Raw genomic sequence first — 18,489 nt, 5'->3', positions numbered from 1 at the left:
CACGCTGCTACTCTTTTTTTAACTATTTGCCTTGGGGTAAGTCGGTTACTGCTTTTCCATGTAAATAGTAATTTCCCCTACTCGGAAACCGAACTTACGCATTTCTGTACGGTTCACTAATCTGTCTTCGTCGAGCAAATACATCCAATCATCAAGGGTTACCGCAATAGTGCCATCTCGGAATGGCACTTCCAATTGGTATACCCAATGCAAGGCGTTACCAGCGGTTGTGCCGTTAGCAACGCCTTTCACATCACCCGCAGTGCCTTCATAACTATTCGGGCCTGTTTTCGTTATTTTCCAAACTCGTGTTTGCTCACGGCCATCATCCCAGTAGAAAACTTCATCTAATTCGCCTTCGTTACCGTTCCAGGTACCAACGATATCTGCACGAAAGCGCTGAGTTACTTTGCCAGAGCGATCTTGAACCATACCATAGGCCACAATATCACCCACAAAGTACTCATCAAGGTGTAGCTGAGGTGAATCACCTCGATAATCTTCTATTTTCGCAGAACAACCTGCTAAAAAAAGCACTGCAGCTGCAGCCATTGCTAAAATACGCATTATTCCACTCCCACTAGTTCATCACGGCTGTCACGGTACCGTGCTTCTTCAGACAACCAAATTGATAAGAATTGATCTGCAAACACATTACTTTCAATCGTGCCTAATTCACCATCATTACCGTAAAAAGTAACACTGCCTTCTGGATTTTTGTGCGCTACGATACAATCACCGGAGCTAACGTCCGGCCACATTGTGGTTAATTCTTCAATCCAGCTTTGTGATTCTTCATTATCTGGATAACCCATTCGCTCCCACTCGTCTTGCGTCTGTTCCGCTAACTTTGCAGCGGTAAAATTACGCGCATACTCTAAGCGAAGAAGAAGCTCCTCAGCATCCTCGAAACGTCCTGTTTCGGTAAATAATTCCGCATCATAAATTCTGAAGAACATAACTCGTAAGCGCGTTTCACCCACTTTCTCCAATGCTGAACCGCTCGCTGAATTTACTCCCGAAACTACATCAGCACCACAACTACTAGCCGTAGCGGTTAAACTAAGCATACTCAAACTAGCAACTCCGGATACTAGCAAGTTTCTCACATGTTTACTTTTCATGACGTTCATCCTCCGCTGATAGAGCTGTTCTAGCATTCGGGTTCACCGGTGGTAGCGGCGTAACTAACTTCGCTACTAGTACCATTAATAAAGCCCACATGGTTGCGTAAACCGCCACTGCCACGGGAAAGCTCACTAAAATTTCCGCCGCGTTTATCCGCGTTCCCGCGAAATAAGTGATGGGTCCGAAAATGGCGCCAAATAACGCGCCTAATAAAGCCTTGCCTCGAAGCCAATCAAAAACAATAAGCGACATACCCGTGAAACCCACCCACAATAAAATCAACCATGGGGGTAACCCATTCGTACCCGTGAAAGAAATCACGCCGGTAAGAACGGTTAACAGTTCAGCCGCCAAGCCTGCTGTTAAAACGAGTAGAAATGCATACCGGCGCTCCCACAGCAACTTAGGTGTTGCTGCGAACATAAGTAATATCAATAAGGCCGTGAGCCATATCCACTGTTCTCGCCCAAGTACGGCACTCAACCAAACAAAATCGAAAATCACAAAACCCGCTAACCGAGGGTTTCGATGCAAATTTAACAGTTGGTGCTTTAACTTGAGCCAATTACGCCAGATTTGCATTCTTCGTGGCCTTCAGTTGCACTGCGCTAATACTGCGTTGATTAAAACCGCCTTCGCAATAGCAAAGATAATAGTTCCACATGCGATAAAAGCGGTCATCGTAGTTGAAAGCCTGAAGCTCAGTAAACTTTCGGTTAAAGCGCGTGCGCCAATCTGCTAGCGTGCGGGCATAATGCAACCCAATATCATCTAGCTCACGAACAACCATATCAGTATTGCGGCGGAACATGCGGCTAATGAGCTCCACAGAGGGTAGATACCCCCCTGGGAAGATATATTTCTGAATGAAATCGACGTTACGGTTGTATCGTTCTAATCGCTGATCAGAGATGGTTATTGCTTGCAGAACCATGCTACCGCCAGGCTTTAATAAATCGTTACACTTACGGAAAAAGGTTGCCATGTATTCCGCACCAACCGCCTCGATCATTTCTACTGATACTAGCTTATCGAACTGGCCGCGCAAATCGCGGTAATCCTCTTTCAGCAGCGTGATTTTATCTTCCAAGCCTTTTTTAACTACAAGTTCTTGCGCATATTTGTATTGTTCTTCCGATATGGTTGTCGTGGTAACGTGGCAACCATAATGCTCTGCGGCATAAATCGCTAAACCACCCCACCCGGTGCCAATTTCTACAAGATGATCATCTGGCTGTAAATCCAGCATATCGCAAAGGCGCCGCAGCTTTTCTTCTTGTGCTGCGTCCAACGATGTATCCGCAGTAGGATAAACAGCACTAGAATATTGCATGCGCTCATCTAAAAATCGGGTATAAAGCTCGTTTCCAAGGTCATAGTGCGCCGCAATGTTTTCCTTCGCCCGCGTTTTGCTATTGCGTCGGCGCAGATGTGAGAGCATCTGCAACGGCCAGGAAATCCAACTCAAGCGTTTGCTGAGTTTATCCATAACCGCTAAGTTTGCCGCAAACAACTCGATCACTTTCGTTACGTTTGGCGAACTCCAATCACCCGCTATGAACGCATCACCGGCACCAATATCGCCATTGAAAACGAATTTCGAATAGGTTCGCGGGTGATGTATCTCGATGTGGGCGCAAGGCTCAGCGCCTTCAACACCAAATTGTGCAACAATCTGTTTATCATGCATGATTACCAACGAGCCAAACCGCAGGTGAGTAAGCACGCGAAACATTAATTTTTGGGCGAAACGTTCCATCTTTGTCATTGTCACTTCAGATATCGCAACTGTATCTGTGGAAATTCTCATTTAATCTTCCTACTTGTGGTCTGCCGACGTTTTTTTGCTATTACCCGGATGCGGTATATAAGGCACGCGTTTGCCAAAAAGTTTAAGTGCTTGCCAATAAATTCCGGACACAATTTTTAAAGCCATCCATGGATGTTTTATTAATACGTTACGAACTGCACTCCGGTTCAAAGGCGTAAACGTTAACGCCATACTGGCATCAAATACGAGCGCTTTTTGGTGTGCTTCAATGTGCACTAACAATTTACTTCCGCGGCGCAATTTAGGTGCTCGCAGCCGCCAACGATAGCGCATTTCTAAGGGGTTAAACGGCGAAACATGAAAGGCTTTATCGTGATCTTTAGGGTGGTTAACATCCACTAAGTAGTAGTGCCGTTCGTTCCAAGGCGTATTACTCACTTCCGCTAACATGTGAGTAAATACGCCCTTCTCGTTCTGAACGTAATAGCAGTTAATTGGGCTAAAGAATAATCCGAAATTACGAATATTTCCGAGGAAAAATACCTTACCCGAAATTGGTTTTTCTGCTAAAGAATTCATTTTCGCTAGCACAGCATCAGCCAGAGGTTGATCGGCATACTCACGGTGCTCATTCGGCAAATAGTTCTCAGGGCGAAATTGCATTGGCGCCCAACTTTTGCCTACCGAGAACAGCTTACTGATGCGATTTGCACTCTCTAAATCCGTTAAATCTAGCCACCACTGCATGATGTTATAGTTAAACCGATGGTCTTTAGGAGTAAAGCGGCGATGCCTTACCGAACCAAAATATACACCGTGATTTGTTACGCACTGTTCGTTACCAGCCGTTTGTATTTCTCTAATTTCGGTATTAATTGCCATCATCCACTTTCTTTAAACTATCTGCATGCACAGGGTCGCGTTCAGGCCTAGCCACACCAAATCGTTCAGCTACATCCACTGCGCTACGCACACCATCTTCATGGAAACCACTATACCAATAAGCACCGCAAAAGTGTGTTCGATTTTTGCCACAAATTTCTAAACGGCGCGCACGCTGTTTAAATGAATCAACACTATATACCGGATGGTCATAAGTAAACTGACGTAAAATTTTATTCGGATCAATGGCTGCAGTATTATTTAATGTCACGCAAAATGTTTCTGTTGCGTCCGTTAATCCCTGCAAAATATTCATGTTGTACGTTACTGTTGCTGGCTTTTGAATGCCGGTAATATCGAGCTTGGGTAATAGATAATTCCAACTTGCCCAAGCAGCTCTCCGCTTTGGCAGCTGCTTTATATCTGTGTGTAGTACAACATCATTCTTTTGATAAGGAATGCCACCGAGAATTGATTGCTCCTCGGCGCTCGGATCAGATAATAATGCGAGCGCCTGATCGCTGTGGCAAGCCATGATAACTTCATCGAAGCGTTGCGTATCGCCGTCGGCAAAGCCTATGTCTACACCATTTTCATCTCTGCGCACACTCACCACATCAGCGTTTAAGGTGATTTTATCAGCAAAGGGTTTGGTTAAAGCGGGTATGTAGCTTCGAGAACCCCCTTTAATCACATGCCACTGGGGACGGTTAGCAACATCAAGTAGGCCGTGATTGAGGAAAAAACGTAAAAAGAAGCTCAAAGGGAATGCGGATGCCTCCTTTAAACTCGCCGACCAGATCGCTGCACACATGGGGTAGAGATAATTCGTTGAAAACTCATTACCTAAATTTAGTTCTTCTACAAACTCCGCTAGCGTTAAGTTAGCTAGCTCGGTTTCGCTGCGTTCGGTTAATGCGTTTTTAGCCGCTTTGTTAAATTTAACGATATCGAAAAGCATTTTGTAAAAGCTGGGGCGCAAGTAATTGCGTTTTTGTGCGAACATAGTGCGAAGGTTGTGGCCGTTGTATTCAAGGCCCGTAGTTGGGTTTTGCACACTAAAGCTCATTTGCGTATCTTGCCAAGCCACACCGTGTTTCCGAAGTAAGGCTCTAAAATTCGGATAGGTTCTATCGTTGAATACGATGAAGCCAGTATCGATAGCAAAGGCCTCACCCGCTACTTCTACATCTACCGTGGCAGTATGGCCGCCAATGTAATTATTTTTTTCAAAAACCCAAACATCATGCTGTTCACTCAACAAATTCGCGGCTGTCATGCCGGCAATGCCCGAGCCAATAACTGCTATCTTCATGTGGCGCCCTATTTGTAATCATTATCGCCGCGGAACTCCGCAAGCCTTGTTTTGCCTACGATTGCTTCATGCGCTTTGATAGCGCCATTTGCAACCGATACGGAAGGCGTTGTAAAAACGCCAAAATGAAGCCAAATGTACGCGGAAATGCGATATGTGGTTTACTTTTCGCAATCCCCTTTCGAATGGCATCGGAAGCTTGCGCAACCGTAACCCGCATCGGCATTTCAAAGTCGTTTGCATCCGTCATTGGTGTTTTCACAAAGCCAGGCGAAACAGTGATTACTTCAATACCATCTTTCTCCAGGTCTGTTCGCAGTGAGCCCGCAAAATAGTGTATGGCCGCTTTACTTGCACCATAGGCTTCTGCGCGGGTAAATTGAAACATTCGCGCCATGCTATCAACCACTACAAGTTGGCTACCTCGCTGCATTTTTGGCAACACACCGGCGATTGAATTTACCACCCCGAAAAAATTAGCAGCGAACACACGATCAACTAGTTCGGGATCAAAATTTTTCGCATCATCGATATATTCACAAACGCCAGCGCTCAAGATCACACAATCTAACTCTATTTCATCCTGGCATTTAGCAAGAGCCGCTTTTGTTGCATTCCTATCGGTTACATCGAACACGCAGAATTTTAGTGCCTCTCTATTGGAAGCTTCCGAGGCCAACTTATCTAATTTATCTTGGCTGCGCCCGCAGGCTACAACTTGATGGCCATCATTTAAATAATCCAAAACCAATTGTTTACCAATACCTGATGTTGCGCCTGTAATTAAAATATTCATGCTCGTTCCTCAGTGAACTCATTAAACGCTGGTTGTGAATTAATCATAGGCTTCCAAACGCTCACGTACTTTTCCTACCAAAAAGCCAATTATCGGAATGTGTTCATAAATCATGGCACCCACATCGTAATAATCCACGTGGTGGCGTACCAAATTATCCTCATCTGAAAACTCTATGTGGGTGCATCCCGGAACTACTATTTCTTTACCACCAGCTAACTTCTGGTGCTGTAACCGCATTTGCCACGTTAAAAATGCCGTATTTTCAGTAACAACCTGTGAATCGAACGCGAAATGGCAAAGTGTTGCATTAGCTATTCCGTGATTAAAATAACGTTTAAGTTCGTCAATTCCATTTACTTGTAAAATAGGATCACGAAATGAAATTTCCTTGTGGTAAATTGAATCAACGTTACCAACGGCTTCTTTGTTGAAATCACTATACATCGCTTGCAAATTAGCGATCAATTCTTCCCGATCTTGTGTTTTTAGATCTTTCATCATTTTTCGCCCTTTTGTAAGTTACTTAACCTAATCCCGTTCATTGTTGTTTTTAACTTGTTTAAAGGTTTGAATAAAACTCTCGCGGGCCTTTTTGTGGTCTACAATAGGCTTTGGATAAAGCCTCTCCGATTTTACATCGTCAGCAAACATGCCTGCTTGTTTTGTTTGTTCCCGCAAATAAGCATGTGGGTTATGGATATACTTATTCGGAACATCTTTAAGTTCTGCCACCCATTTACGAATATAGTGTCCGTCTGGGTCAAATTTTTCACCTTGGCTGGTAGGATTAAACACTCGGAAATAAGGAGCGGCATCGGTGCCTGTTCCAGCACTCCATTGCCAACCACCATTATTTGCCGGAAAACTACCATCGATTAATCGCTGCATAAAGTAGGTTTCACCCCACTGCCAATTAATATGTAAGTCTTTTACCAAAAAGCTCGCCACAATCATACGAACACGATTGTGCATCCAACCGGTTTCATTTAATTGCCGCATGCCTGCATCAACTATCGGAAAGCCAGTACATCCTTCACACCATGCAAGAAATTCATCGCGATCATTTCGCCAAGGAAACGCGGCTTGTTCCGCCTGAAATGGTTCGCCTTTGGCTAGGCGTGGCTCGTGAAACAATAAATGTTGATAAAATTCTCGCCATGCTAGTTCCGAAAGCCATGTGTGTGCGCCATCATCGAGCCCTTCTGGAAATTCCGGAGAAGCTTTTTGCAGTAAATGAGCTGCTACACGTGGCGATAATGCGCCAATTTCGAAGTATGCAGAGAGCTTGGAAGTACCCTCAACTGCAGGAGTATCCCTGCGTGCTTTATAATCCTGCACTTGTTCACGAACAAAGCGTTGAGCGTTTCTTCGGATTAATGCCTCGCCTATCGGCCATGCCTCACTATCATTGAGTATTGGTATATCGGCTTCGGGTATATCACTCGAAATTGTCGGCAACGAAAAGTTAACAGCTGAAAAATTAGCAACGCCACTGCTTTTTACTGAGGCACGGTTGTATGGGGCTGCTACACCGTGCTCACGTATATATTTACGCCATACCCGGAAGAATGGTGTAAACACCTTATAATATTCGCCCTTACCATTTTTGATACACTCAGGCGGAACCAGTAAATTAGAATCAAAGCTATGAACTTTTATATTCAAGTTGTGCTCGAGCTTTTGCGTAACCCGCTCATCGCGCTTTATCTCATCGAATACATATTCCCGGTTGAAATAAATATCGGTAATATCATTTGTACGACAAAACTCCGCAATCGCGTTTTCACAATCCGCAAACCAATCTAGTTTAATAATCTCCAACGAGTGCCCGAGCTCTGCTAAATCAGCACCCAGCGAGTTCAACTGGCGTTGATACAAATCCCATTTCAATGGTGACCAATTGTGCTGTGCATATTGTTGAAGCGTAGGCATTGCAATAAAAAATACTTTATCGCGCTCTTCATTGGCATGCTGGCATGCCTGCAATACGGCATCATTATCTAAAAGCCTTAAATCTTGGCGAAACCACACTAACCTTGCCATAAAACTACCTGTTAATTGAATTAAATTCGCTTACTGTTACTTACCCCAGCATTATAAAAATTGCTCGAACACACCTACTTATTCTCAGTAATTAAAAACCCTTCATATATCACAGCGTAAATTTAGATCGCCAGGGTAAGGATGGAAATATGATTGAGACGCTAAATATTGATCAGGATACCTGCCTAGATAATCGTTCATGAGCGTTACCGGAGCTGCCAACGACACTTCACCGTGGTAATACTGCGAAATTAGCTGCGCTAACTCTAACCTATCTTTTGAGTTTATGCGCTGCTTAAAAAATCCTTGTAGTTTGAGCAATACACGCGTGTGCCCTTCGCGAGTGGCTGGTTCCGCTAATGCCAACATTATTTTCAGTATGTACGAATCTAAGAATTCATCGGTGAACTCGCTGATTTTTTGTAGTTCGTGTGCGAGTTGCTCATGTAACCTATCATCATGAGCAAACAGGAGATACTTGTGCCGCGAATGAAACGAGCGCAGCCCATCTCTTGTTGGCTCAGCATCGTTTCCCGTAGCTCTTTCATTAGCTCTTATTGCTGCAGTGATCGCTCGCCATTCAGAATATACGAATAAACGAAGTACAAAGTTCTCACGCATTACCGGGTCATCTAGGTTGCGATCTTCTGCAATCGGTAGTGCCGGGAATAACGTCCTTAATCGCGCAGCGAAAATGCCGATACCCTCGCGAGCGTTTTCCTCAGAGTTAGCTTTGTAAAGGCGAACACCTTCCGTTCCGCAACTTGGTGATTTCGCGCAAAGAATATATCCACTAAGCTGTGATAATTTGCCCACATGCATATCAGCAAAAGCAGCAAGTTTTGCTGTTAAATCATCCCCGGTATCGGTAACAATTGCTCTGGGGCTCTCAATGTCGCCGGTTAAACGAATGGTAGGTCGAGGAACGCTCAAGCCAATCCCTACCTCAGGGCATAGCGGCAAATATTCAGCGTAACGGCTCAGTTCATTTTGACAAAATGAATATCCTTTGTGCCCGCCGTCGTAACGAACTTTATGCCCCAAAAGACACGCGCTTACTCCCACGTACAACAAAGTTACACTCCCTAAACTAAACTCTTTTATATGCCGATTTTATGTATCGAAATATACAAAATAAAATTTCCCGAAATTAACGCATCTTTTATCGGTCAAATAAGATCCAAACTCAAGCCGTGCGCGTATTAGGTTTTCAATAAACTAACTCCGGTTTGTTCCTATTCTAGAATTCTAACGTGCCGTAACGCGAGTAGTAACGCAATGACTTTGAATCGAGAAAAAAAATTAGGTTTATTTCCACTCACAGCACACATTCTCCCCGGTGGCCGAATGCACTTGCGTGTATTTGAGCCGCGTTATATGCGTTTGGTGAAAGATTCTTTACGCACTCAAGAAGGATTTGGATTGTGCATGTTAAATTCTAATGGCGATTTAAGTAATAACGAACACATTTACCCCATTGGTACCTTGGTGAAAATTATCGATTTCGAAAGTTTAGAAGATGGCTACTTGGGTATCACCATAGTTGGTGAGCGCTTGTTCGATATCAAAACCATTACTACAGAGAAAGATGGACTCCGAGTAGGCGATGTTGTGTTGAGAGATTTACCGCAAGAAGTTGTGGGAAATAGTGCTGAAAACGAAACTGACGAAAACTCACCACAAGTGCAACCAGAGCTATCAGGTGGCTCCCATGATGTGAATCCAGCTTTTGTGAAAGTAGCTGTAGCAACAGACGAATGCGAACTCAAGCGCCGGTTGCAGGAAGTATTTACAAACTACCCTGAATTTGCGCGCTTATACCCGGAACAAAATTTTGATGATGCGCGTTGGGTTTGTAACCGTTGGTTGGAAATATTGCCGCTTCCTGCCCAAACCAAGCAAGAATTGCTACGTCACGACGACGCAGCACAGTTGCAAGCATTCTTGCGCCGGCTTTTCGATGAGAACACAGATGAAGATTCAAGTAGCTATGCAAGTTAAAACTACATCAGTGATCCAAAAATAAGCACTATTGCGTAATGGAGATACAAACTGGTGAAAAACAACAAGAAGGCGTACAATACTATGCATGTCATGCCTAAAAGTCGGGTAACGCGAGAGTACATGAGCACTTCGCCAAGCAAGACCCAAGAAGTAACCACTGAATATCTCGGCAAATTATTAGCGGATGTTGCGAACACCCGCTCCCGCCGTGCGTTTAGTGAGCTGTTCAAGCATTTTGCTCCGCGCCTTCAAGCCTTTGCTACACGGCAATTTGGTAATGAACAGACAGCGATGGATTTGGTGCAAGACACAATGACGAACGTGTGGCACAAAGCACACTTGTTCAGCCCCGAAAAAGGCTCGCCAACCACTTGGATATTCACCATCGCCCGAAATATTCGATTCGATATTTTGAGAAAAAATAAACACCGCCAAAACGACGTGAGTGCCGAAGATTTGTGGCCAGTATTATCAGAAGAGATGAGCGATTCTTCAGAAGATAATTTTGCCCTTGACCAAAATATTTTGATGCAAGAAATTGGCGAGTATTATAATGTTTTACCCGATGCACAGCGTATTGTAATTGAACAAATTTACATCCAAGGTAAATCGCAACAAGAAGTATCTGATGAGCTCGATATACCTTTAGGAACAGTTAAATCTAGAACACGTTTAGCCCTTCAGAAACTAAAAGAGTTGATTACTGCACATGATTAAATTCCATCCTACCGAAGAGTTATTAGTAAAGTACACTCAAGGCGAACTTGATGCGTCATTGTGCTTGGTAATTGGAACACACATTGATATGTGTCCCGTATGTGCTAACACAGTGAAAGATATTGAAGAGAACGTTGCAGCTGAAATGCTCAACAAGAGTTCGCGTTTTGCCACTGCAGAAATGGATAACATGCTTGAGCAGATCATGAGTTCATCTGCGCCGCAAACTGTTTTCCGTGAGCCTACCTTGAAAGAGGTTTCTTTAGAGGGTAAGCAATTCAAAGTGCCCCCTACGCTTGGCCGCTTAGGTTCGCGTCTCGGTCCGTGGAGTAAGGTTCCTGGCTCCGTGTGGCGTGCACCCGTTGATATAGAGGGTGAGCAAAACATTAATTTAATATATATGGCAGCCGGTGCAGCTGTGCCTGAGCATACCCATCGCGGTAGTGAAGCAACCTTAGTGTTAAATGGTTCTTTCGCTGATGAATATGATCGGTATGATGACGGTGATTTCATTTATCTTGGTGATTCACACCGCCACAGCCCACAAACAGCACAAGAAGATTGCTTAACGCTGGCTTGGCTTGATGCGCCATTGCAGTTCACTTCGGGTGTAGCACGGTTATTAAATCCATTTAGTAGCTTGTTCTTCCGTTAAATCCGATTTCATTTTCCGGTTTTAATTAGCCCGCTAGTAATTAGAAAAAACGCCATTCAAATTTGAATGGCGTTTTTCGTTTTAGCTTTAGTTAACTTTCACTCTGCATTGAGCTTTTAACTAAAAATCAATACCGCACTAATTCTGCTCATCAATAGGTGTTGCATCTTCTACCCTAGCCTTGAATTTTTGACCTGGACGAAAGGTTACAACTCGACGCGCTGAGATTGGAATATCTTCACCAGTTTTCGGATTTCGCCCTGGGCGTTCAGATTTATCACGCAAATCAAAATTTCCAAATCCAGAAATCTTTACTTGCTCACCACTCTCTAAAGCATTGCGAATTTCTTCAAAAAAAGTTTCTACTAATTCTTTTGCATCTTTACGATTCATACCTACTTTTTCGAATAGATGCTCAGCAATCTCAGCTTTCGTTAGCGCCATGTTAACTATCCCTCAATACCGCGTTGAATTCTTCTTGCAGTGCAGTGACCACTTTCGAGATTAACGTGCTCACTTCTTGGTCTTCTAGCGTTCTATCTGCCGCCTGAAGGGTTAATGCTATCGCCAAACTCTTCTCTGTCGTTGGTAGATTGTCACCAGTGTAGACGTCAAATAAGTTTAGTTCAACTAACTGATTTTCGCTAACTCTTCGAATAACTTCAAGAATCTCCCCCGCGGGTAAATTTCGATCCACTAAAATTGCAATATCGCGACGAATAGAAGGATACCGCGAAATAACGCCCGCTTCTGGAACCCTCCGTTCTTGGATAGCACGAAGATCCAGTTCAAATAGAAAAGCGCGGCCTTTAATTCCAAACAGTTTTTCAAATTGTGGATGCAGCGCACCGCAATATCCAATTAAATTATCGCCACGGTAAATAGCAGCACTTTGGCCCGGGTGTAAAGCTGAATGCTCCGAAGCTACGAAACGATATTCATGGTATCGGCCGGTTGCACGCAATAGGGTTTCAACGTGCCCTTTCACATCATAAAAATCAACTGCCTTTACGCCATCTTGCCAATGTTCACCTTGCACGGTACCAAGGATTACACCCGCCATCATAGGTTGTTGGCGAATATCATTTTCAGCTTCGCTATCCGGTACGAAACGTAAACCCGTTTCGAATAATCGCACGTTTTGCTGTTGCCGCTTCTGGTTATACCCCGCGGCTTGCAATAAGCCAGGCCACAATCCAAGGCGCATAGACGACATCTCAATTGAAATCGGGTGCGGTAAGGTTAAGGCTGCTGAATCGGGATACAATTGAGCTTGTTGTTTTGGATCGACGAAGCTATAGGTGATCGCCTCTTGATATCCTGCGGCAAGCATTACCTGTTGCAATGCACGCACCGGCAACTGTGCTTCTGCTTGACGTTGCATTCTCAAGGGTGCAACAGGTGCTTTTACCGGTATGTTGTTGTAGCCATAAACACGTGCTATTTCTTCAATCAAATCTTCTTCAATTGCGATGTCAAAGCGATAAGTTGGTACCTTTACCTGCCATCCTTCCGCAATTTTTTCTACTGCGAAGCCCAAGCGTTGCAAGATAGCTTCTACAGTGTTTGCCGCTACTTCGATACCTAGAATACTCTCAAGCCGTGATGCGCGTAACTTAACATCAGCCGCTTTTGGAAGATGTTGAACACTCACAGCCTCCACAATTGGCCCAGCCTCGCCACCACAAATCTCTAAGACAAGCGCACTCGCCCGTTCCATTGCCTCGCGCTGCAATTCTGGATCAACGCCGCGCTCATAACGATGAGAGGCATCCGTGTGTAAACCATACCTGCGCGCTCGGCCCATAATTGCATCTGGCGAAAAGAAGGCACTTTCTAGAAAAATATCTTTTGAATTTTCGGTTACACCACTATCTTTACTACCAAATATGCCGGCCATTGCCAAGGCCTTTTGCTCATCAGCAATCACGAGGACATCATCTGTTAAGGTAATTTCTTGCCCATCTAACAACGTTATCTTTTCTTCCGGATTTGCCATGCGCACATGAACATCACCTGCTATCGCTGCTAAATCAAAAGCGTGCATTGGATGCCCTTGCTCAAGCAACACATAGTTCGTAATATCAACAACCGGATCAATTGAACGCACACCGCTCCTACGTAAGCGCTCTTGCAACCATAATGGGCTGGCGGCGGTAACGTCTACGTTACGAATAACTCGGCCTAGATAGCGTGGGCAAGCCGCTGGCGCATCTAAATGAATAGCACGCTCATCTTTGATAGTTACCGCCACATCTTTAATTTCACATGGCGTTACATCTAAACGGTTAAGTACACCCACTTCTCGTGCTAAACCACGAACACCTAGGCAATCTGCGCGATTCGGTGTTAAATCGATTTCTAAAGCATTGTCGTTTAAGCCCATCCAAGCGCGGAAATCTTCACCAATGGGGGCATTCGCTGGCAACTCTAAAATACCATCATGATCTTCTGTAAGTTCCAGTTCTGAAGCAGAGCAAAGCATACCGTGGCTCGGCTCTCCTCGTAACTTACTCTTTTTAATTTTAAAATCACCAGGCAGCACAGCACCAACAGTAGCAACCGCTACTTTAATACCTTGCCGGCAATTCGGCGCCCCGCATACAATATCAAGCAACTCGCCTTCACCAATATCAACTTTGGTTACTTGCAGTTTGTCGGCGTTAGGATGCTGCCCACATTCTTTCACTTCGCCAACAACAACGCCGTTAAAAATCCCAGCTACAGGCTCGATACCATCTACCTCTAAACCAGCCATGCTCAACTGTTCGGCGAGTTCTTCTGTGCTCAGTTGCGGATTAACCCACTCACGTAGCCACTGTTCACTGATTTTCATAATACTTTTCCCTCGTAACCGCTTAGCTGAACTGCTTCAAGAAGCGCAAATCATTTTCAAAGAATGCCCGTAAATCGTTCACGCCATAACGAATCATGGTTAAACGTTCTACGCCCATACCAAATGCAAACCCCGTGTATTGCTCAGGATCAATTCCCACTGATCGCAATACATTTGGATGCACCATGCCGCAACCTAAAACTTCTAACCAATTGCCATCTTTTCGGCGCACATCAACTTCCGCTGATGGCTCGGTAAATGGAAAATACGAGGGGCGAAAACGGATTTCCAAATCTTCTTCAAAAAAGTGATGAAGGAAATCATGCAGAATTCCCTTGAGCTCAGTAAAGCTAACATGTTCATCGACCATTAAACCTTCCACTTGATGAAACATCGGAGTATGGGTTTGATCGTAATCATTTCGATATACCCGGCCCGGCGAGATAATACGTAGTGGTGGTTTTTCATGCTCCATGGTGCGAATTTGTACACCCGAGGTTTGGGTACGTAACATAGTATCTGGAGTGAAGTAGAAAGTATCGTGATCCGCACGGGCTGGATGCTGAGCTGGAATATTTAGCGCATCAAAATTGTGGAATCCATCTTCTACCTCTGGGCCCTCTTTTACGGAGAAACCTAGTTGCCCAAAGTAATCTTCGATACGTTGAATCGTGCGAGTAACTGGGTGGATGCCACCAAATTCGCCCATACGGCCAGCGAGGGTAACATCAATCCGCTCCGCATTGAGGCGGGCATTCATTTCCGCAGCTTTTAATTCATCACGGCGCGTATTCAGAATTTCTTGCAATTCTTGTTTGGCTTGGTTAATTAGCTGCCCTGCTTTTGGGCGCTCTTCCGCACTCAATTTGCCTAGGCTTTTTAGCTGCTCAGTTAAACGGCCTTTCTTGCCCATAAATTCAACACGAACATCTTCTAATTCATTCGCGCTCGTAGCCTCAGCAGCAGCCGCTTTCCCCGCCTGCAGAATTGCTTCTAAATCCATGATTTCCCTCAAATACTATCGAATTTTTGGCACCCGTGTTCGCATCACTACACGGATATAATTTGTGCCTAGCAAATATCCCGAAAAATAACGCCGCTATAATAGCAGATCAGCACCTCTTCATGCATAAAAAATTCGCAAACAAAAAGGGAGCCAATTGGCTCCCTTCTCTGCTAGCTAAAGGTTTTCTGCTTAAGCAGAAAGACCTTCTTTCGCTTTCTCTACCAACGCAGAGAAACCTGCTTGATCGTGAACAGCGATATCAGCCAAAATCTTACGATCGATCTCTACTGATGCTTTCTTTAGGCCATTGATGAAACGGCTGTAAGAAAGGCCACCTTGACGGGCCGCAGCATTGATACGAACAATCCATAATTGACGGAAAGTACGTTTCTTGTTGCGACGGTCGCGGTATGCATATTGACCGGCTTTAGTTACTGCTTGCTTCGCAACGCGGAATACGCGACTACGTGCACCATAGTAACCTTTGGCTTGTTTCATTATCTTCTTGTGACGCGCGCGCGCCATTACACCACGTTTTACTCGTGCCATGGGTCAGTCTCCTCTTATGCGAACGGTAACATGCGATCTACTAAAGCAACATCGCTCTTATGAACCATGCTCTTTGCACGCAGGTGACGCTTCCGCTTTGAGCTCTTCTTGGTCAAGATGTGACGCAAGTGAGACTGCTTGCACTTGTAACCGCCAGAAGCAGTTTTCTTAAAACGCTTAGACGCGCTCTTTACACTTTTCATTTTAGGCATTGCATAAACTCCGCATTGGTTGCCATTCAAGATAACATGGTGAGGCAATCGGAATGATTACCTTCTTGTGTACCAGTGCTACTTGCTACTTGTTGGGGCCAGAACCATTATCATTTGGCGCCCTTCAGCCCTGCGAGGGAACGATTCAAGGGTTGAAACTTCTTCTAGATCGTTTTTAATGCGCTCTAGTAATTCAATTCCAATCTCCTGATGCGCCATTTCTCGGCCACGGAAACGAATAGTAACTTTTGCTTTGTCACCACCCTCAAGAAAGCGACGCAGGTTGCGTAGTTTTACCTGGTAATCGCCTTCATCAGTTCCAGGACGGAATTTAACTTCCTTAACCTGAATCTGTTTTTGCTTCTTCTTTTGCTCTTTCTGTTGCTTACTTTTCTCGTAAAGGAACTTGCCGTAATCCATTACACGACACACAGGCGGTTCAGCGTTCGGACTGATTTCCACCAGATCCAATCCCGCTTCTGCAGCAACTTCTAGAGCTTCGCTTAAACTAACTATCCCGCGCTGTTCCCCTTCGCCATCTTGTAAGCGAACTTCAGGAGCTGTGATAGTTTCATTAATCCGAGTTTTGTCGACCTTTTGGCCTTTTTTTCCGCCTTTAATTGTGTCTTCCTCCAAACAATTTTAAGAAATTACGCGTGAAGAAACTTCATCACGTAAGCGAGACATGAAGTCGGCTACTGTAAGTTTGCCTAAATCTTCACCTCGCCGGGTTCGCACCGCTACTTGTCCATCTTCAACTTCGCGATCACCAACCACCAATAAATAAGGCACGCGCTTAAGCGTGTGCTCGCGGATTTTAAAGCCTATTTTCTCATTTCTCAAGTCAGCTTTTGCTCTAAAACCCTGTTTTTTCAATTCTGCTACCAAATTTTGCGCATATTCTGCCTGATTATCGGTAATATTCATTACCACAACCTGCATTGGCGAGAGCCATAGCGGGAAGAAGCCGGCGTACTCTTCAATCAAAATACCCATGAAGCGTTCTAAAGAGCCTAAAATCGCTCGGTGAATCATAACCGGAACATGCCGTTCGTTATCTTCACCTACGTAAGTGGCACCTAAACGGTCAGGAAGCGCAAAATCCAGTTGTATTGTACCACACTGCCAAGCTCTTCCTAAACAATCGTGCAAAGTAAATTCTATTTTCGGGCCGTAGAAGGCCCCTTCACCTGGTAAATACTCAAATTCAATACCATGGCTCTTCAGTGCTTCCGCTAATGCGGCCTCTGAACGGTCCCACATAGCATCATCGCCCAAGCGTTTTTCTGGCCGCGTAGAGAGTTTCACTACAATCTCTTCAAAACCAAAGGTTTTGTAGGTTTCGTAAACCATGCGAATACACCCTGCCACTTCTTCTTGCACTTGCTCTTGCGTACAGAATATATGGGCATCATCTTGGGTGAAACCACGAACGCGCATTAAACCATGCAGCGCTCCACTTGGCTCGTTGCGATGACAACAACCAAATTCAGCCATTCGCAAAGGTAAATCTCGGTACGATTTTAAACCTTGGTTGAAGATCTGCACGTGACCCGGGCAATTCATTGGTTTAACGGCATATTCACGATTTTCTGATGAGGTTGTAAACATCAGTTCGGAGAACTTCTCCCAGTGCCCTGAACGCTCCCAAAGCACTCGATCCATCATTAATGGGCCTTTCACTTCTTGGTAGCTATATTCGTTCAGTTTTTCGCGGACATATTTTTCCAGTTCTTGGAAAATTGTCCAACCATTGTGATGCCAGAACACCATGCCAGGTGCTTCTTCTTGCCAGTGGAAGAGGTCTTGCGTTTTCCCGATCTTGCGGTGATCTCGCTTTTCCGCTTCTTCTAGGCGTTGCAAATAAGCTTTAAGTGCTTTCTTATCGGCCCACGCGGTGCCGTAAATTCGCTGCAACATTTTATTATCAGAATCGCCGCGCCAATAGGCACCCGCTACTTTCATGATCTTAAAATGCTGACAAAACCGCATATTTGGAACATGCGGACCACGGCACATATCTATATATTCTTCATGGTGATAAAGGCCAGGCCGATCATCTCGAGCAACATTTTCATCGAGGATTTCTACTTTATAGCTCTCGCCCCGCTGCACAAAAGTTTCTCGTGCTTCTTCCCAACTAACGCGTTTCTTTACAACATCGTAGCCTGTTTTCTGCAACTCCTGCATGCGCTTTTCTAATGCATCCAAATCGTCTTGAGATAACGGCCGATCAATATCAACATCATAGTAGAAGCCATTATCAATGGTTGGCCCGATAGCCATTTTAGTATTTGGCCATAATTGCTTGATAGCATGACCCAACAAATGCGCACAGGAATGGCGAATGATTTCAACGCCTTCATCATTTTTTGGTGTGATGATCTCTAACGTTGAATCCGTTTTCATTAACTCGCAGGCATCTACAAGTTCGCCGTTGATACGCCCTGCCACTGTAGCTTTTGCTAAGCCCGGGCCAATATCATTAGCGACATCTAAAACCGAAACTGGGTGTTCGAATTCACGTTTGCTTCCATCAGGGAGAGTAATTACAGGCATGCTTATTCCTTTC

The 18,489-nt window shown here is 44.6% G+C and carries 20 protein-coding genes; 3 read left to right on the top strand and 17 right to left on the bottom strand.

From position 1 onward, the window contains the following. Positions 1 to 45: 45 nt before the first annotated feature. The 10 genes from CWE08_RS03715 to CWE08_RS03670 all read right to left on the bottom strand — a co-directional run bounded on the left by CWE08_RS03715 (position 46) and on the right by CWE08_RS03670 (position 9,003). Complete coding sequence (locus CWE08_RS03715) at positions 46 to 567, bottom strand: DUF3833 domain-containing protein (RefSeq protein ID WP_126765758.1); 522 nt, start codon at positions 565 to 567, stop codon at positions 46 to 48. Beyond that, positions 567 to 1,124 carry a chalcone isomerase family protein gene (locus CWE08_RS03710; RefSeq protein WP_157981221.1) on the bottom strand — a complete coding sequence of 186 codons (558 nt, stop codon included), beginning with the start codon at positions 1,122 to 1,124 and terminating at the stop codon, positions 567 to 569. Before CWE08_RS03710 ends, CWE08_RS03715 begins: the two co-directional genes overlap by 1 nt. Continuing rightward, positions 1,114 to 1,710 carry a DUF2878 domain-containing protein gene (locus CWE08_RS03705; RefSeq protein ID WP_126765754.1) on the bottom strand — a complete coding sequence of 199 codons (597 nt, stop codon included), beginning with the start codon at positions 1,708 to 1,710 and terminating at the stop codon, positions 1,114 to 1,116. The genes CWE08_RS03710 and CWE08_RS03705 overlap by 11 nt, the downstream gene beginning before the upstream one ends. Then, the gene (locus tag CWE08_RS03700; RefSeq protein ID WP_126765752.1) at positions 1,694 to 2,938 is read right to left on the bottom strand and encodes an SAM-dependent methyltransferase; all 1,245 of its coding nucleotides are present in this window, start codon (positions 2,936 to 2,938) and stop codon (positions 1,694 to 1,696) included. Before CWE08_RS03700 ends, CWE08_RS03705 begins: the two co-directional genes overlap by 17 nt. A 9-nt stretch (positions 2,939 to 2,947) precedes the next feature. Then, positions 2,948 to 3,784: a DUF1365 domain-containing protein gene (locus CWE08_RS03695; RefSeq protein WP_241973823.1), complete on the bottom strand. Its 837-nt coding sequence runs from the start codon at positions 3,782 to 3,784 to the stop codon at positions 2,948 to 2,950. Next, on the bottom strand, positions 3,771 to 5,096 hold the full coding sequence (locus CWE08_RS03690) for an NAD(P)/FAD-dependent oxidoreductase (protein ID WP_126765750.1): 1,326 nt from the start codon (positions 5,094 to 5,096) through the stop codon (positions 3,771 to 3,773). The genes CWE08_RS03695 and CWE08_RS03690 overlap by 14 nt, the downstream gene beginning before the upstream one ends. Positions 5,097 to 5,151: 55 nt before the next feature. Further along, the gene (locus CWE08_RS03685) at positions 5,152 to 5,892 is read right to left on the bottom strand and encodes an SDR family NAD(P)-dependent oxidoreductase (protein WP_126765748.1); all 741 of its coding nucleotides are present in this window, start codon (positions 5,890 to 5,892) and stop codon (positions 5,152 to 5,154) included. A 39-nt stretch (positions 5,893 to 5,931) separates the two neighbouring features. Then, the gene (locus CWE08_RS03680) at positions 5,932 to 6,396 is read right to left on the bottom strand and encodes a nuclear transport factor 2 family protein (RefSeq protein ID WP_241973822.1); all 465 of its coding nucleotides are present in this window, start codon (positions 6,394 to 6,396) and stop codon (positions 5,932 to 5,934) included. 27 nt (positions 6,397 to 6,423) lie between these two features. Beyond that, positions 6,424 to 7,938 (bottom strand): deoxyribodipyrimidine photo-lyase, encoded by a 1,515-nt coding sequence (gene phrB, locus CWE08_RS03675; protein WP_126765747.1) that lies wholly within the window; start codon positions 7,936 to 7,938, stop codon positions 6,424 to 6,426. A 102-nt stretch (positions 7,939 to 8,040) separates the two neighbouring features. Then, entirely contained in the window at positions 8,041 to 9,003 is a 963-nt protein-coding gene (locus CWE08_RS03670; protein ID WP_241973840.1) for a YbgA family protein, read from the bottom strand. Positions 9,004 to 9,216: 213 nt separating this feature from the next. On the opposite strand from CWE08_RS03670, the gene CWE08_RS03665 reads away from it, so the two are divergent. From CWE08_RS03665 to CWE08_RS03655, 3 genes are all read left to right on the top strand, one after another. Further along, positions 9,217 to 9,939, top strand: a complete 723-nt coding sequence (locus tag CWE08_RS03665) for an LON peptidase substrate-binding domain-containing protein (RefSeq protein WP_126765743.1) — start codon at positions 9,217 to 9,219, stop codon at positions 9,937 to 9,939. 123 nt (positions 9,940 to 10,062) lie between these two features. Continuing rightward, positions 10,063 to 10,659 carry a sigma-70 family RNA polymerase sigma factor gene (locus CWE08_RS03660; RefSeq protein ID WP_241973839.1) on the top strand — a complete coding sequence of 199 codons (597 nt, stop codon included), beginning with the start codon at positions 10,063 to 10,065 and terminating at the stop codon, positions 10,657 to 10,659. Then, positions 10,652 to 11,314: a ChrR family anti-sigma-E factor gene (locus CWE08_RS03655; protein ID WP_126765742.1), complete on the top strand. Its 663-nt coding sequence runs from the start codon at positions 10,652 to 10,654 to the stop codon at positions 11,312 to 11,314. The genes CWE08_RS03660 and CWE08_RS03655 overlap by 8 nt, the downstream gene beginning before the upstream one ends. A gap of 138 nt (positions 11,315 to 11,452) precedes the next feature. Here CWE08_RS03655 and ihfA read toward each other — a convergent pair whose 3' ends face one another. The 7 genes from ihfA to thrS all read right to left on the bottom strand — a co-directional run bounded on the left by ihfA (position 11,453) and on the right by thrS (position 18,476). Further along, on the bottom strand, positions 11,453 to 11,758 hold the full coding sequence (ihfA, locus tag CWE08_RS03650; protein WP_126765740.1) for an integration host factor subunit alpha: 306 nt from the start codon (positions 11,756 to 11,758) through the stop codon (positions 11,453 to 11,455). A gap of 1 nt (position 11,759) precedes the next feature. Then, complete coding sequence (pheT, locus tag CWE08_RS03645) at positions 11,760 to 14,150, bottom strand: phenylalanine--tRNA ligase subunit beta (RefSeq protein WP_126765738.1); 2,391 nt, start codon at positions 14,148 to 14,150, stop codon at positions 11,760 to 11,762. A gap of 22 nt (positions 14,151 to 14,172) precedes the next feature. Beyond that, entirely contained in the window at positions 14,173 to 15,153 is a 981-nt protein-coding gene (gene pheS, locus CWE08_RS03640; protein WP_126765736.1) for a phenylalanine--tRNA ligase subunit alpha, read from the bottom strand. A 192-nt stretch (positions 15,154 to 15,345) separates the two neighbouring features. Beyond that, entirely contained in the window at positions 15,346 to 15,705 is a 360-nt protein-coding gene (rplT, locus tag CWE08_RS03635; RefSeq protein ID WP_126765734.1) for a 50S ribosomal protein L20, read from the bottom strand. Between the two features lie 14 nt (positions 15,706 to 15,719). Next, entirely contained in the window at positions 15,720 to 15,917 is a 198-nt protein-coding gene (gene rpmI / locus CWE08_RS03630; protein ID WP_040487138.1) for a 50S ribosomal protein L35, read from the bottom strand. Positions 15,918 to 15,995: 78 nt separating this feature from the next. After that, positions 15,996 to 16,553, bottom strand: a complete 558-nt coding sequence (gene infC, locus CWE08_RS03625; RefSeq protein WP_126765732.1) for a translation initiation factor IF-3 — start codon at positions 16,551 to 16,553, stop codon at positions 15,996 to 15,998. A 6-nt stretch (positions 16,554 to 16,559) separates the two neighbouring features. Then, a complete protein-coding gene (gene thrS, locus CWE08_RS03620) occupies positions 16,560 to 18,476 on the bottom strand; it encodes a threonine--tRNA ligase (protein ID WP_126765731.1) in 1,917 nt (638 codons plus the stop codon). Positions 18,477 to 18,489 lie beyond the last annotated feature (13 nt).

The organism is Aliidiomarina iranensis (assembly GCF_003987135.1).
In the GTDB taxonomy this organism is placed as follows: Bacteria; Pseudomonadota; Gammaproteobacteria; order Enterobacterales; family Alteromonadaceae; genus Aliidiomarina; species Aliidiomarina iranensis.
This window is presented reverse-complemented; position numbering and strand designations above follow the sequence as displayed.